At 46.4% G+C, this 15707-nt stretch carries 12 protein-coding genes; 2 read left to right on the top strand and 10 right to left on the bottom strand.

Annotation, left to right across the window (positions count from 1 at the left end; genetic code table 11):
* Nucleotides 1-90: 90 nt before the first annotated feature.
* The 9 genes from CSH92_RS06650 to CSH92_RS06610 all read right to left on the bottom strand — a co-directional run bounded on the left by CSH92_RS06650 (nucleotide 91) and on the right by CSH92_RS06610 (nucleotide 11503).
* Complete coding sequence (locus tag CSH92_RS06650; RefSeq protein ID WP_100656854.1) at nucleotides 91-693, bottom strand: SPOR domain-containing protein; 603 nt, start codon at nucleotides 691-693, stop codon at nucleotides 91-93.
* 30 nt (nucleotides 694-723) lie between these two features.
* The gene (folC, locus tag CSH92_RS06645) at nucleotides 724-2016 is read right to left on the bottom strand and encodes a bifunctional tetrahydrofolate synthase/dihydrofolate synthase (RefSeq protein WP_100656853.1); all 1293 of its coding nucleotides are present in this window, start codon (nucleotides 2014-2016) and stop codon (nucleotides 724-726) included.
* A 3-nt stretch (nucleotides 2017-2019) separates the two neighbouring features.
* Complete coding sequence (accD, locus tag CSH92_RS06640; RefSeq protein ID WP_100656852.1) at nucleotides 2020-2862, bottom strand: acetyl-CoA carboxylase, carboxyltransferase subunit beta; 843 nt, start codon at nucleotides 2860-2862, stop codon at nucleotides 2020-2022.
* A 167-nt stretch (nucleotides 2863-3029) separates the two neighbouring features.
* Nucleotides 3030-3815, bottom strand: coding sequence for a tRNA pseudouridine(38-40) synthase TruA (truA, locus tag CSH92_RS06635; RefSeq protein WP_100656851.1), 786 nt, complete (start codon nucleotides 3813-3815; stop codon nucleotides 3030-3032).
* Nucleotides 3816-3886: 71 nt separating this feature from the next.
* Complete coding sequence (locus CSH92_RS06630) at nucleotides 3887-7279, bottom strand: FimV/HubP family polar landmark protein (RefSeq protein WP_100656850.1); 3393 nt, start codon at nucleotides 7277-7279, stop codon at nucleotides 3887-3889.
* A 335-nt stretch (nucleotides 7280-7614) separates the two neighbouring features.
* Nucleotides 7615-8631, bottom strand: a complete 1017-nt coding sequence (locus tag CSH92_RS06625) for an aspartate-semialdehyde dehydrogenase (RefSeq protein WP_100656849.1) — start codon at nucleotides 8629-8631, stop codon at nucleotides 7615-7617.
* Nucleotides 8632-8657: 26 nt separating this feature from the next.
* On the bottom strand, nucleotides 8658-9815 hold the full coding sequence (locus tag CSH92_RS06620; RefSeq protein WP_100656848.1) for a 4-phosphoerythronate dehydrogenase: 1158 nt from the start codon (nucleotides 9813-9815) through the stop codon (nucleotides 8658-8660).
* 24 nt (nucleotides 9816-9839) lie between these two features.
* Nucleotides 9840-10754: an alpha/beta fold hydrolase gene (locus CSH92_RS06615; protein WP_100656847.1), complete on the bottom strand. Its 915-nt coding sequence runs from the start codon at nucleotides 10752-10754 to the stop codon at nucleotides 9840-9842.
* A complete protein-coding gene (locus tag CSH92_RS06610; RefSeq protein WP_420807497.1) occupies nucleotides 10754-11503 on the bottom strand; it encodes a class II aldolase/adducin family protein in 750 nt (249 codons plus the stop codon). Before CSH92_RS06610 ends, CSH92_RS06615 begins: the two co-directional genes overlap by 1 nt.
* 83 nt (nucleotides 11504-11586) lie before the next feature.
* On the opposite strand from CSH92_RS06610, the gene CSH92_RS06605 reads away from it, so the two are divergent.
* Nucleotides 11587-12282: a Crp/Fnr family transcriptional regulator gene (locus CSH92_RS06605; protein ID WP_100656846.1), complete on the top strand. Its 696-nt coding sequence runs from the start codon at nucleotides 11587-11589 to the stop codon at nucleotides 12280-12282.
* A gap of 1 nt (nucleotide 12283) precedes the next feature.
* Here the strand turns inward: CSH92_RS06605 and fabB are convergent, their stop codons facing one another.
* Nucleotides 12284-13495, bottom strand: coding sequence for a beta-ketoacyl-ACP synthase I (gene fabB, locus CSH92_RS06600; RefSeq protein WP_100656845.1), 1212 nt, complete (start codon nucleotides 13493-13495; stop codon nucleotides 12284-12286).
* Nucleotides 13496-13649: 154 nt separating this feature from the next.
* On the opposite strand from fabB, the gene mnmC reads away from it, so the two are divergent.
* Nucleotides 13650-15704: a bifunctional tRNA (5-methylaminomethyl-2-thiouridine)(34)-methyltransferase MnmC2/FAD-dependent 5-carboxymethylaminomethyl-2-thiouridine(34) oxidoreductase MnmC1 gene (gene mnmC / locus CSH92_RS06595; RefSeq protein ID WP_100656844.1), complete on the top strand. Its 2055-nt coding sequence runs from the start codon at nucleotides 13650-13652 to the stop codon at nucleotides 15702-15704.
* The last annotated feature ends 3 nt before the right edge of the window (nucleotides 15705-15707 follow it).

Genomic DNA, 15707 nt, shown 5'->3' with positions numbered 1-15707 from the left:
GAATGGAATGGCGCGCATTTTAGCAGATGCGTGATTGAATACCAATCAAACTGACAAGGAAATTAACGCAATGTACTCGCTCGTGTAAACTTAAAAAGACTGGCTGAATTCCGTGATTTTTCCAGATAGGCCCGTCAACTCTTTAAGGTGAGGTAGCGCGTCTTCTAGCTTTTTGTATTGTAAATCAGGCCCGACAAAAACTTTAGTTAGGCGCCCTGCACTGGTTTCGACCGGTCGACTAAAGGTGCGATACCCAGCCCCCTCCAACTTATCGAGTAATTCACGCACATTTTTCTGGTGGCGAAAACTCCCTAGTTGAATGACCCAGCCGGCATCCTCATTAACATCAACATCAGGCTTTTCTACTACGGTTTGCTCGGCTAGTGAAGAACCCGTTGGTTTTTCTTCCTCTGGAATACTGTTTGTTTCAACCGTGGCTTGTGAGGTACTTGTTTCCTCGTCTACCGGCTGCTCATTCACAATTTCAACCGGTCTTGCCGCGGCATTGGCAACTTCTTCACTGGGGAAATTTTGAGGTTTAACCAGCGCGCTACGCTCTGGCGCTACTGGAATTGAAACAAACGTTGGGGTCTCTTGATTTTTCTTACCATCCAAAATATCGGGTAAAAAAATCACCGCGAGTGCAACGACAATAATGGTGCCAACTAAGCGATTTTGTAATGCGCTGGACAAACCCCTAACTCCTTTCTTTTTGCCGACACATTATAGGGTATTCCGCCTATTCAGTGTCAATAACTGGTCAACTGTTACAAACGAGCCAAATACTAACACAGTATCATGCGGTTGCACTTTAGCATTCACTGCCGATACTGCACTTGCGACACTATCGAAATGCCCTACAACATCTGCTGGGTTTAATAAACCCGCTAAAGTCTCTGCACTTGCTGCACGCTCACCTGGCAAGGTAGCTGGCAACCACTTTGGCGATAAAGGTTGCAACTGTTGCAGTGTTTCGGCGATCGACTTGTCTTTCATCATGCCAACGATTATGTATAGCTGACCGCTTAAATGGGGAGTTAGTTCGCTTGCGATAGCTTTTGCAGCGTGTGGATTATGACCAACATCTGCAATCCACAGCGGCGCTTTTTGCAATACCTGCATGCGCCCTGGGAGGGTGGCTGTTGCAACCAAGTCATGCAATAAACGCGGTTGAGTTATTAACGACTCCAATAAACCAAGTGCCTGCAAGCCAGCAAGAGCGGTTGATATATTGTCGCGCAGTAGTCTCGGTGGTGGCAAACCATTGACCGATTGCCCACCACAGGACCAATCCCAATCACCCTCACCGTTGACTTTACTATCGAAATCAATGCCTTTACGCAAAAACTTCTGAGTTAATCGGTGCGCCTGATCTAACATTGTATGCGGCGTATCGCGCTCACCGATCACAATGGGAATATCAGGGCGAAATATCCCCGCTTTTTCAAACGCAACTGATTCGCGGGTCGTACCCAGATACTCTTGGTGGTCAAGATCAATACTAGACACAATTGCCAGATCAGCATCAACAATGTTGGTGGCATCTAAACGCCCGCCTAAACCGACTTCTAAAATTAAATAATCAGGTGCTTTTTGATAGGCTAATAACAAGGCTGCTAATGTGCCAAATTCAAAATAAGTCAGTGAATCAGCACCGCGCATTCGCTCTATGTGCAGAAACGCATCACAAAACGCTTGAGCCTCTGGCAGTGCATTATTGATCCTAACTCGCTCTCGATAATCACTGATGTGTGGTGAGCTATATACCACTACACTGCGCCCCAAGCTTTGCAGAGCTAACTCAATAAATCGACATGTTGAGCCTTTGCCATTAGTGCCTGCAACAGTGATAACTGTAGTACGTTTGAATTGAATTCCAAGGCGCTGATAAACGCGAGAGACGCGATCCAAGCCCATGTCAATTTCACTTGGATGGATCGCAAGCAGGTAATGTAGCCATTGGTCGAGTGACCACGTAGTTTTAGCAGTCACCCGATCATTAGCAGTTGTCTTCATGAATTAATGTCGATGCAGTTTCCGTAGAATGGCATGCAGTGTATCGCGCATTTCTCTGCGGTCAACAATCATATCAATCGCACCTTTTTCCAATAGGAACTCGCTGCGCTGGAACCCGGGCGGTAAAGTTTCACGCACGGTTTGCTCGATGACTCGCGGTCCTGCAAAGCCGATCAACGCTTTGGGCTCAGCAATATTGATATCGCCAAGCATAGCCAGACTAGCGGAAACGCCGCCCATGGTTGGATCGGTTAACACCGAAATGAACGGTAAACCTTTCTCACTCATTTTCGCCAGTGCTGCACTCGTCTTAGCCATTTGCATCAGTGAAAACAACGCTTCTTGCATCCGCGCACCACCACTTGCAGAAAAACAAACGAGCGGCATATTATGCTCTAGGCATTCGTTGACAGCTGCCACAAAACGCGCGCCAACGACAGAAGCCATCGAACCGCCCATAAAACTAAATTCAAAGCATGCTACAACAACAGGCATGCCTTTCAGCTTGCCTCGCATAACAACCAAGGCATCTTTCTCGTTGGTCGCTTTCTGCGCCGCGGCAATTCGCTCCTTATAACGTTTTGAGTCCTTAAACTTCAAAACATCTTGCGGCTCTAAATTTGCGGCAAGTTCGGTACGTTCCGTTGCGTCCAGCAGGCTATCGATGCGCTTACGTGCTTTGATGCGCATGTGGTGATCGCATTTTGGACACACCTCTAGCTGCTTTTCTAATTCTGACTTATACAATACGGCACTACATTCACCGCATTTTGTCCAAACGCCCTCTGGAACATTTCCTTTAGTAGACGTTTGCGTTCTGGGAAGGATTTTTTCTATCCAACTCATAATCTGATCATTCCTGTCGTAACCACAACAATAAGGCGGTATTAGAGCATAGTTAAGGGCTGGGTTAAAAACAAAACTGGTCTAAGAAGTTGATTATTGTTTAAGTGCAAGCATACCTCGCCACAGAGTAAAAAATCGTTACTGCATACTTTGCCGTGAGGTTTGACTTAATCTGGCAAAAACAAAGGGCCTGGTGGTCGTACAGGCAAGCCAAATTTATCCGGATAACTTACGCGAACTAAATACAGCCCGTTGGGCTTAGCTGTCGCCCCAGCCTTGGTTCTATCTTTACTGTCGAGCAATTCTTTGATCCATTCGGTAGGTTGTTCACCACTTCCCACATTTAACAACGAACCAGTTATATTTCGTACCATATGATGTAAAAACGCGTTCCCCTCAACATCAACGATGACGTAATGTCCTTGTCGTCGCACTGAAATTGCCGTTAAGTTTCTAAATGGTGAGGTCGATTGACAATGCGCAGCGCGAAATGCACTGAAATCGTTTTCTCCAATTAAACACTGAGCTGCACGATGCATTTTTTCTGCGTCCAATGGTCGGTATTCATGAGTAACACCTTGGGTGTGAATACCTGGACGCAACTTAGCGTTGTAAATGATGTAACGATAGCGCCGCGCTGTCGCAGAATAACGCGCATGAAACTCGGCATCGACTTCCCGCGACCATGTCACCGCAACGGTATCTGGTAAATGGGTATTAACGCCCATAGTCCAGGCTCGCTCAGGGCGTACTACCGGAGAATCAAAATGCACAACCTGTCCAGTTGCATGCACTCCAGCGTCAGTGCGACCAGCACAATGAATAGTGACGGGGGTATTTGCAATTTTGGCTAACGCGTCTTCAATGCTCTTCTGCACAGAAGCCACATGATTTTGCCGCTGCCAACCTGAAAAAGTGGCACCGTCATATTCAATTCCGAGAACAACTCGCAACGTGGGGTTTGCCTTTGTATGATCTTTCGTGGGCGCAAGTGTAGCGTAACTGAAATGCCCCTAACAACCAGTTAGCTAAGATTTTCTAACAGTTCTTTCGCTTCTTTCTGTTGTTCATCTGAGCCTTGCTCAATAACTTGCAACAACAACTCTTTAGCCGCATCGCTGTCATCCATTTCGATATATGCAATGGCCAAATCAAGATTAGCTGCTTGCGCGCCGCCATCGTCAACATCGACGTTAAAATCATCATTGCTAATACCGGTATAACCTTCAAGGTCAACATTTAAATTGAGTTCAGCATCATCCACATTACTACCATCGTCACTTTCACTTTCTGCTAGCAATGTATCAACATCAACAAAATCTTCTGATTCTGTCGGTGGTTCTGGCTCAGTAAATAGCGCATCCAAATCAAGATCAGGGTTATCCAACTTAAGTTCAGGTTTACCCTCTACTTCAGAGTCAATACTTTCGAGTAACTCATCAAAGTCAGCACCTTCTATCTCTTCAAGTACGAGGCTGTCTTGATCCTTGTCTTCGTTAAGCCAGTCGCCAAGGCCCGGCATATCGTCAAGCTCGTCATCGCCATCGGCTAAAGCAAAATCAGGCTCAGTGCTTTGCGTTGTTTCTTCTTCCGCATCATCAAGGGAGAATTCATCAAACTCTTCAGCTAATAAAGCATCATCAAATTCATTTGAGGAAGTCGAAGCCTCGTCACCTAGGCTTGGAATATCATCTAACTCAAAATTGTCCTCATCAGGCGCCTCATCAATCTCAAGCTCTGGCTCATCAACCGAACTATCAGTATCAAACACATCGAGGAGTTCTTCGGTTGCAGCTTCTGTTTCTTCATCACTGATACCGTCTTGCTCTGAGGCTAAGTACGCCTCTTCAGTGTCTGGGGTGAATTCAGGCTCTAGCGACGACTCCTCGTCCGCCTCGAATTCGGCTAACAACTCATCGGAAAGCCCGTCATTAAGGGAGTCTTCAGAATCTTCCTCTGTTTCAGCTTCAAGTTCGGCGAGTAACTCATCGGTCAGAGCGTCCTCTTCGTCATCTAAGGCTTCGTCAGTTGAATCGTCAGTCGCGCTTGCATCGAGCTCTTCATCGCCTGCAGTTTCCGCTTCAAGTTCGGCCAACAACTCATCGGTCAACGGATCGTCTACGGCTTCTTCGTCATCTAAATCATCTGCTGCATTTACTTCGAGTTCTTCATTATCGGCTGTCTCAGCTTCAAGTTCCGCCAACAACTCATCGGTCAACGGGTCGTCTACGGCTTCTTCGTCGCCTAAATCATCTGCTGCATTTACTTCGAGTTCTTCATCATCGGCTGTCTCAGCTTCAAGCTCGGCCAACAACTCATCGGTCAACGGGTCGTCTACGACTTCTTCATCATCTGAATTTTCTGCCGTGCTTACATCAAACTCTTCATCATCGGCTGTCTCAGCTTCAAGCTCGGCCAACAACTCATCGGTCAACGGGTCGTCTACGACTTCTTCATCGTCTGAATTTTCTGCTGTGCTTACATCAAACTCTTCATCATCGGCTGTCTCAGCTTCAAGCTCCGCAAGAAGTTCATCTGATAATGGATCGTCCAATTCAGTAACGTCATCAACATCGATGTCGTCTAAATCAGCGGCGAACTCATCTAATGTTTGAATATCGTGTTGCGCCTGCACTGGATCAGCTGGCTCTGGATCATCGATTAGCAAGTCTTCTTCGTCATCATCTTCATCCACGAAGCCTTGCATCATTTCGATTTGGTCTAGCTCACTAAGTATTTCATCGGTGACTCTGTCTAGCGCCTCATTCTGTGCAGCAACCTCGTCGCCAAGCTGTTCCAGCATTTGGCTAGATACCCCAGTAGCTACATCGACATCAATATTTGCAGGAACCTCTGATTTCTTCTCTGGCTCCTCAAGTAGTTCGTCGATGCTTATCTCTGGTTTTTCTTCTTCGGCTTCTACAGGAGAGAAACTTTGTTCTGCCTCTTCGTCGAGTAAAGAATTGATGTCTTCGCTTTCGGCTAACTCCTCATCCAACTGCTCGTCCATAGCCGCTTCGATATCATCAGCGGCTAGTTCTGCAGCAATGTCTGAATCTATTTCACTAAGCTCATCTTCTTCAAATAACTCGTCAAGAGAGTCGCCGTCTAATTCACCAGCGTCTTCAAGCTCTGAAGCCAGAGCGTCATCAATGTCATCCTCTAACGCGTCTGATAAATCAATATCTTCATCATCAGACAAATCAATCCCTTCTAGAGCGTCATCATCGGTGGCATCTAATTCTTGTAAAAGCTCGTCATCATCCTCGAACAAAGAATCATCGTCATCATCCAGATCCGGCACCAACATTTCATCGCTCAGATCGGCGTAACTCTCTAACTCGCTTTCAACAGCATCGTCCAAAGATTCTTCTAGTTCTTCCGACAAGACATCATCGAGTAATTCATCATCGTTAAATAAATCGTCATCCGCATCAGGCGCAGCTAAATCATCCATTAATGCGTCGCTAAGATCGTCCATTGGCGCTTGCGTAGCCGCGGTTTGAGTTGCAGGTGCAACCTGACTTTCGGTCAGTACAGGCGGTGCATCAGCGTTTTTTTTACGCTTAACCAACCACATCACAAGCCCGCCGAGCAGTAACAGCGTTAACAATGATGACCCACCGATAATCGCGGCAGGGCTACTCAATAGGTTAGCTAAGGAAGATTCTTGTTCGGCTTTTTCACGCGCCTCGCGCTGGTTGATGAGATCCAGTGTTTGTTGCAACAAGGCAACTTGTTGATCGATCTGTGGTTGAACTTGCTCGTCGACTTTACTCCGCAAATCATTAATATCTTCATTAACTGCATCAAGTCGTTCAAAAACTTTACGGTTTTCGTCAATTAGCGCCTGCACATTATCGATAGATGCGGCAAATTGTTGCCGTAACAAATCGAACTGTTCAATCTGTTGTTGGTCGATACGCGATAATTTTTGCTCTATTTGACTGGTCTTCTCATCGAGATCCGCCTTTTTTACTAAATCACCTGGCGGTTTAATATTGGTCGGCTCGTTTGCTGCAGATGATGAAGAACCAGCAGCTTGATTGAAGGCTTCTGTGCGTTTTCGAGCATCGTCAGCGTCGATACGAGCAATGTAGCGTTCGGATGGTAGATTGAGTACGGCACCATCAACTAAATAGTTAATATTGCCTTGTTCAAAAGCATCAGGATTTAGCTCATAAATGGCTATCATCACTTGATAAACCGAAAGATCACGGTTCTGTCGGTAGCGTGAGGCGATACGCCATAAGGTATCAGAAGCGTCGATAGGACCGTAGATCGCGCCAGAAAATTGATTCTGACTATCTCTAGGACCTTTGATTTGTAGATTCGAGGATTGCGCAGAAGCTTCGCTAACCACAGTAAAAACGATGGCGAGTGCTACACTCATCATTATTTTGCGGCTTAAATTCATTGCATTCCTTATTCTTTTTATGGCGTTAATATCAGCGAGCAAAAGCTTCTATGATCATCGTCTAGTTTAATGTGTTTCGGGTCAAAAAAGCCACTTTTACTACCATTAAAGTTACTTCAAATTTCGAAGTCACCGATTTGTCTGCAAATTCTGCTCCAATCTGCGTATCAGTCGAAGACAAAATCTCAATATTCGCCTTGCTAAGCATAGTGTAGGCATAAAAAAAGGTGCTACGGATCTCCCGTATCACCTTTTTATCGACAATTTGTCGGTATTATTGAGGAAGTCTATAACCTGCGTAAAGCGCGGTACTAGTTCCCAGTAGAAAAAATCAATTACATATAATCGCGAATAAGTACTTCTGCGATTTGTACGCTATTAGTCGCTGCACCTTTGCGCACATTATCCGAAACAACCCATAAGTTGATGCCGTTTGGATGTGAAATATCATTTCGAATGCGCCCCACATGCACGCTATCGTTACCGCTAGCGCTGCTCACTTGAGTGGGAAAGTCTTCGCGCTCAGAGTAAACAGTAATTCCAGGGGCAACAGAAAGTATTTGCTTAATGTCTTCTGCATCTACTGGCTGACGAGCTTCAATGTGTATCGCTTCTCCATGCCCGTAAAACACGGGGACTCGCACCGCTGTGGGATTGACTCGAATAGATTCATCCCCCATGATCTTATGCGTTTCCCACACCATTTTCATTTCTTCTTTGGTGTAGTCGTTGTCCATAAATACATCAATTTGCGGAATTGCATTAAACGCAATTTGACGGCTAAACCCATCAGTATTGACTTCTCGCCCATTCATTAACGCAGCGGTTTGTTGAGCAAGACCATCCATTGCTGATTTACCTGCGCCTGAGACTGATTGATAAGTGCAAACATTAATGCGGTCGATACCCACAGCATCATGGATCGGTTTAAGAGCAACCAACATTTGGATTGTGGAGCAATTAGGGTTCGCGATAATATTACGATTACGAAAATCTGCCAGCGCATGCGCGTTTACTTCAGGAACCACTAACGGAATATCGGGCTCGTAGCGGAAATGAGATGTATTGTCGATGACAACGCACCCGGCTTCTGCAGCGATCGGCGCAAATTTCGCAGAAACGCTGCCGCCTGCGGAAAAGAAACCCAGTTGAACTTGGCTCCAGTCAAACGTATCCGCATTGAGCACTTCTATTTCTTTACCTTTAAAGCTGATTGTACCGCCCGCAGAGCGTTCGCTCGCTAACGGATAAAGTGTTCCTATTGGAAAGCCGCGCTCTTCCAAAACTTCAATCATCGTTTTACCGACCAATCCTGTTGCGCCTAACACGGCTACATCAAAGGCTTGTGACATGTGTGTGCTCTCTCCTACGGAACTGTCTATATTAACTGTATTGCGAAACCCAGCGCACTGAGCGTCGAAACAACAGGATGATGCGGCGTGTCTGTAACAATCCGCAACGGCAGCGCACTAAACTCTCTGCGTTGCCAATAGTGTTTGCGCAAGCGTTGAAACTGACCCTGCTGCGCGTGTGATTGTGCCATTGCCGCACGAAAATTCCTATCATCCTCGCGACTATCATATAGCGAAAAAATCAATCGCTGAATAATTCTATCATCCAAGTCTGCCATTGATAATTCTAGCGGCGTTAATTGCGGCAGTAACTCTGCGAGAAGCAACGTTGAGGGTACCTCAAGTTGCTGACATAACCAGTCATAAACCATTAAAGTCCCGCGACTTTTACCTTCAACAGAATGCCCAGCAATGTGCGGAGTGGCAATTTCAGTATGCCCAATCAAAGCGTAATTAATATGCGGTTCATTTTCCCAGGCATCCAACATAAATTTGGGTCCTGTTTGCTGACTAACCAGCTGCAGCAGTGCCTGTTCATCCAATACCCCACCGCGACAAGCATTAATCAATAACTGTGATGGTTTTAAAGCAGATAAAAACGTCTTATCTATTAGCTTTTCAGTTGGGTGTTTACCTTCTTTAATGAAGGGGACGTGCAGGCATATAACATCACACAGCTTGATTTCTTCAAGCGTAACAAATGAGCGCGGGTCTTGGGTTAACTGTAATGGGGGATCGCAAAGTATGTAATTTATCTGTAGAGCATCTAATTTAGTGGCTAACGCGGAGCCCACATGCCCAGCCCCTACGATCCCCACAGTCAACGTTCGCAACCACGCGAGATCGGCTCCATTTTTTTCGGCATGAACAAACAAACAGCTCACGACATATTCTGCTACCGCTATCGCATTGCATCCAGCAGCGGAATACCAAGGAATATTTGCCTGAGTTAGATATTCAATATCTAAGTGATTGAAACCTGCCGTTGCGGTAGCTACCCATTTTAGCCGTTTAGCATACTTAAGCAGTTGTGCATCGACTGTGGTGGTTGAACGTACCAACAATGCATCCACGTCATTGAGCATTTCTGGCTCAAGGTTATCGGCGGCAAAGGCCTCAGCGTCGCCTAATTGCGCGAAGCATTCAGCGGCCAAAGGCATGTTATCATCATAGAGAATTTTCATGCCCTGAGTTTACCGAATGGCTAGCTAAATCTCACTGATAAATTGCTTAATACACTGATTTACTTTTTCGGCGTCTTCAAGCTGTGGATAATGTCCGACAGTTAATGCTGCAGTGGGCACATTTGGTAACAACGCTTGAAAACGCTCAAGCATATGCCCGCCCGAGATAGGGTCATGCACGCCATTAATAAAGGCTAAACGCTTAGGATCAATTTCCGCCTGGCACTGCATCGCTGCGACCCAACGATCGCGATACGTGGCTCGTTCATCGATGTAGCTCAGTAGGCTTGGGATCACTTTTTTACCCTGATTGCGTTGAAGCAAGGTCCATAAGGTATCAATCGTTTCTCGCGTAGGCGGCGTATGGGGAGCGAAAATCTTGCGAAAACTACGCGTAAGCGAACGTTTGGACATACACATTGCAAGCGCTGGCCCTAGTCGACTTTTCAGCAGTTTTTGCATCAGTAAGGGACGATGACTCTCTGCAAATAAACCACCGTTTAACCAGATTACCTGCTCTACATTGAAACTCAACGCAGACGATTGTACCGGTTGTGGGTCAGGCAATAACTGTCGTGCCAACAACTCTTGCGCCACAGAGTTGCCATAATCATGTGCAATAACAATGGCATTGGTAATCCCTAATTCTTGACATAGCTCATCCACCACATTCGCTTGCTCCAGCAAAGAATAGTGATAGGGATGGGGTTTGTCCGAGGAGCCGAACCCAAGTAAATCCATCGCTAGCAGAGAATGCGACTTTGCAAACGCCAGCCATTGGTTATGCCAGTCCCACGCAGCACTGGGAAACCCATGTATAAATACCAGCGTCGGCGCTTGCGAATGAGCATGCTGCTGATACCAATAGCTGATGTTATGACCCTTTATACAGGCATTATTTGCATTAGCATCGGTCTCAACTAGCGATGGCGATAGCATTAGTCTTTATACCCTGGAGATTCTCTGTCCAATCGACGTAAGATGCCCGGCCACGCGAGCGCACCACCCATCGAGCGAGTCACCTGTTTAGCTTGGGCTTTGATGCCCGCCAAAATTTGCCCAGGGATTGGGATAAGGGGTTGTCCGGTCGATTGTGCTTGAATTTGAATTTCGCAACTGCGTTGGAGTATGAACATCCCTAAAAAAGCATCAGCTACCGATTCAGCACAAGTTAACAAACCATGATTGCGCAAGATCATAAAATTCGTATCACCCAAATCCGCGACTAAGCGCTGCTTTTCGTCAGGATTTAACGCGACGCCCTCATAATCATGATAAGACAATGAGGCGAGTGCGAATAATGATTGTTGACTGTATGGCTGTAGCCCATCCTGTAACACCGAGACAGCAATACCTGCTGTAGTGTGTAAATGCATTACACACTTAGCGTCATCTCGCGCTTCGTGCACTGCGCTGTGAATAGTAAATCCAGCAGGGTTAATGTCGAACTCGCTATCCATAACTTTATTACCGTGTAAGTCAACTTTAACCAAACTAGAGGCAGTGACTTCTTCAAACATCAAGCCATAGGGATTAATTAAAAAATGATGCTCGGGGCCTGGCACACGTGCTGAAATGTGAGTAAAAACCAGATCATCCCAGCCATAGAGCGCGACGGTGCGGTAACACGCAGCTAAATCAACCCGCAATTGCCACTCTTCTGCTGAGACTTGTTGTTGTACATTCATAATAATCACCTTGGGTTTGTTTGTTGATTAGTATAGGCTGACATTTACACACTAACTGTCGCGAATACGACAATGTTGCAATTATGTTATCAGTAGCCCATAAAACCACCCTACGCTCAACGGTTTGGTTTAATGCCATGAGTGAGACGGTCCAGAATGCCATTATCGAAAGCATTAAAGTGCTTACTTTAAGTCCTGGTAAAGAACTTTATGCCAAAGGTGACGTCGGAAACGGCTTTCATTGTGTATTGGAAGGGAGAGTTAAAGTCAGCAATATCCACACTAGTGGTAAACAAATGGTGCTAGCGTATCTCGACGTTGGTAGTTGGTTTGGCGAGATATCGATGTTTGACGGTTTAGGTCGAACCCATGATGCTCACGCTGACAAACAAACCCTGCTGGCGTTTATCAGTCGTAGTGATTTTCATCGACTACTACAACGCTATCCAGAGACCTATCACTACTTTACTCAACTACTGTGTCAACGCTTACGTAATACCTTCAGTTTCATTGATGCCTCGGCAAGCCTAAACTTAAAGCAGCAGTTGGCGAAACGGTTGGTGTTACTCAGTAGTAATTTTGGGCAACGCCTGGCTGGGCACAACACCTATGATATCAGCGCATCACAGGAAACCCTCGCCATGATGATCAATTCATCGCGGCAAACAGTGAATCGCCTGCTTAAAGAAATGGAGCAGCAGGGCCTAATACGCATCCGTTATGGTGGTATTGCCCTGCTTGACCTAGCGCAAATAAAAACACTTTGCGAATGGGAGTGATTTAGCGATAACGCGACATAACCAAGGTTGCATTGGTGCCGCCAAAGCCAAAACTATTCGACATGATGGTATTCAACTCGGAATTTCGAGTCGCCGTAACAATATCAAGACCTTGCGCTTCAGGATCAAGCGTATCGATGTTGATCGACGGTGCAATAAACCCATGTTTCATCATCAATAGGCTGTATATCGCCTCATTAACGCCTGCCGCACCCAACGCGTGGCCAGTCAGTGACTTTGTTGCGCTGATCGGTGGTGACTTGTCGCCAAACACTTGTTTAATCGCTTTCAACTCTTGCACATCACCGACTGGAGTCGAGGTGCCGTGAGTGTTGAGGTAATCAATAGGCGCATCAACATTTTGCATGGCCATCTGCATACAACGTACTGCACCTTCACCGGACGGGGCAACCATGTCATAGCCATCGGATGTAGCACCATAGCCGGTGATTTCAGCATAAATCGTAGCCCCGCGTGCCAATGCGTGTTCTAACTCTTCTACGACAACCATACCGCCGCCACCAGAGCTCACAAACCCATCGCGCTCAGCACAATAGGTACGCGATGCAACGGCTGGGTTATCATTGTATTTAGAAGATAATGCGCCCATCGCATCAAACTGGCTGGACAACGTCCAATCCAACTCTTCTCCGCCACCAGCAAAGACCACATCTTGTTTATTTAACTGGATCATTTCTAAAGCATTACCAATACAGTGTGCACTGGTTGCACACGCCGATGAAATTGAGTAGTTAATGCCTTTTATCTTAAATGGGGTTGCCAAACACGCTGATACTGTTGACCCCATGCAGCGGGTAACCATGTAGGGTCCAACGCGTTTAACGCCTTTTTCTCGAAGAATGTCAGCAGAAGCAACTTGATTGATCGAAGATGCTCCACCTGAACCAGCAATAATACCAGTCCGAGGGTTAGATATTTGCTCCTCGGTCAAACCAGAATCCGCAACAGCCTGTTGCATGGCAATGTATGCATAAGCTGCTGCATCACCCATAAAGCGCATAACCTTGCGGTCAATATGCTCTTTCAAATCAATATCAATGTTGCCCCATACACGACTGCGCATTCCCATTTCAGCAAACTGCTCTGAAAACGTTATGCCGGATTTGCCCTGTTTAAGAGACTCGGTTACGGCGGTTTGGTCGGTACCGATACTCGACACAATGCCGATACCAGTAATTACTGCTCTTCTCATATTTCACCTAGTTACTTTAAGTCGGCATATAGTAATGGTTTCGACGCACGAAAGTGGTCTGCTCTTTATCCATCATTTGAACAACCAGCATTTTCTCCCAATAACAGGTATCATGCGCTCCATTACGCTAAACCATACTGATTGAGACACTCCGTTGCAACGCACTTTTGCTGATATTGAGTTTAATAGCGATGGCACCCCAATCGCGAAAAACTTTGCTGATGTATATTTTTCCAATGCCAATGGCGAAGCGGAAACACACTATGTATTTCTTGCGAATAATCAATTATCAGAGCGCTGGACCGAAGCCACAGAGCGCCGATTCGTTATCGCCGAGACAGGTTTTGGCACTGGGCTTAACTTTCTTATCGCAGCGCAAGCATTTGCTGATTGGAAACTCAATCATCCTAACAGTCCATTGTGTCAATTACATTTCATCTCAACGGAAAAATTTCCCCTAGCAGAACAGGACTGGCGCGCTGCACTGGCTCGTTTCCAACATTTGTCGCTTACTGCCCCGCTGCTATCTTCACTAATATTCAATAGCACTGGTTGTCAGCGCATGCGCTTTCAACTTAAAGCGGTAGAAATTGTCCTTGACCTTTGGATTGGCGATGCGATTGAATCTTTCGCTAGTATGTCAACTGCGGCACCAGACGAAGCCCCAATCCCGAACGTTAACGCCTGGTTTCTGGATGGTTTTGCGCCAAGTAAAAATACCGACATGTGGCAACCTGAACTGTTTGCGCAAATGGCTAGGTTAAGTGCGCCTGATGCGACATTCGCCACTTTTACCGCCGCGGGTTTCGTTAAACGTGGTTTGCAAGCGGCAGGCTTTTGTGTCGAAAAGCGCCCCGGATTTGGGCGTAAGCGAGATATGCTGGCAGGCCATTATGAGCCAGAAAACGAACTCAAAGTCCGCAGTCGTCAACATGATATAACGCCGCTTTTCGGGCTAGAAGATTGCGCTAGACCACACGTGGTGATTGTTGGTGCGGGGATCGCCGGTGCTGCATTGGCTTATGCATTGGCACGGCGTAACGCTAAAGTCACCATGATTTGCCAAGGTAATAGCGTCGCCGACGCTGCATCTGGAAATCCGCAGGCAGGTATTTATCCGCAATTACATGCCAAAGCCAGTATTTTAAGTCGGATCCAGTTGGCTAGCTTTAGTTACGCTCGACACGTGTATGACACGCTTATTGAACGGGGTTTCGAATTCGCTCATGAGTGGTGTGGTGTACTGCAAGTTGGCTTTTCCGATGAGGTTATCAAGCGCCAAACGAATCTTCTTGATACTGATATTTGGCCTCAAGCTCTTGTGCAGGCTGTCACTTCTGAACAGGCCTCGCAGATTGCTGGTGTCCACCTCCCCTATTCAGGGCTTTATCTGCCTGCTGCAGGTTGGGCGTCGCCGCCAGAGTTGGTGCAAGCAATGCTGGACTTTGTGCGTCAAGAGTGTGATTTTACTGTACAAACCTCAACGACTTATCTCGAGCACACGTATGCTCCTGATGAACAGCAGTCATTACGCATTCACGTTAGTAACGGAAAAGAAACTAGTGCATTATCGGCAGATGCTCTCATTTTTGCTTGCGGACATACATCAGCCAATCTTGAGATACTCAATCAGTTACCTTTTAGCCTCACTCGTGGCCAAGTTGAAACACTTCGCAGTACAGAGGAATTAGCTCACTTGCGCACAGTTATTTGCCATAAAGGTTATCTAACTCCTGCGCATAAGGGCTCTCACGCGTTAGGTTCAACCTACAGTAAAAATGATACTTCTATTGAATTGCGCTCCGCTGACACCGCGCAAAACCTGGCCACCCATCGTAAATCATTACAACAATGTGAATGGGCTAATTCTTTTACTCATTCTGGTCACAGTCGAGCTGCTATTCGCTGTTCTACGCCTGATCACCTTCCTATCGTTGGCGCTGTGCCTGATAACGCAGCACAGCAGCTCCAGTACGCGAATTATTTACAGCGCGGTAATCGTGCTGCGCGGCAGAACCCAGCAACTGTACAAAGGTGTTACATGCTCAGTGGTTTAGGTTCCAGAGGCTTTACTACTGCGCCATTAATGGCTGAGAGGTTGGTAAGCGAATTGTTTGGGGAACCGCTGCCGTTGAGTCAGGATTTACTCAACGCTGTTGCGCCTAATCGATTCTTGCTTCGGTCGATCAAGCGCGGTGAAGATGAATAAGCG

Origin of the sequence: Neoalteromonas flava (assembly GCF_002807685.1) — a bacterium.
In the GTDB taxonomy this organism is placed as follows: Bacteria; Pseudomonadota; Gammaproteobacteria; order Enterobacterales; family Alteromonadaceae; genus Alteromonas_E; species Alteromonas_E flava.
The sequence above is the reverse complement of the archived record's forward strand: the minus strand, read 5'-3'. Positions and strand labels throughout refer to the sequence as shown.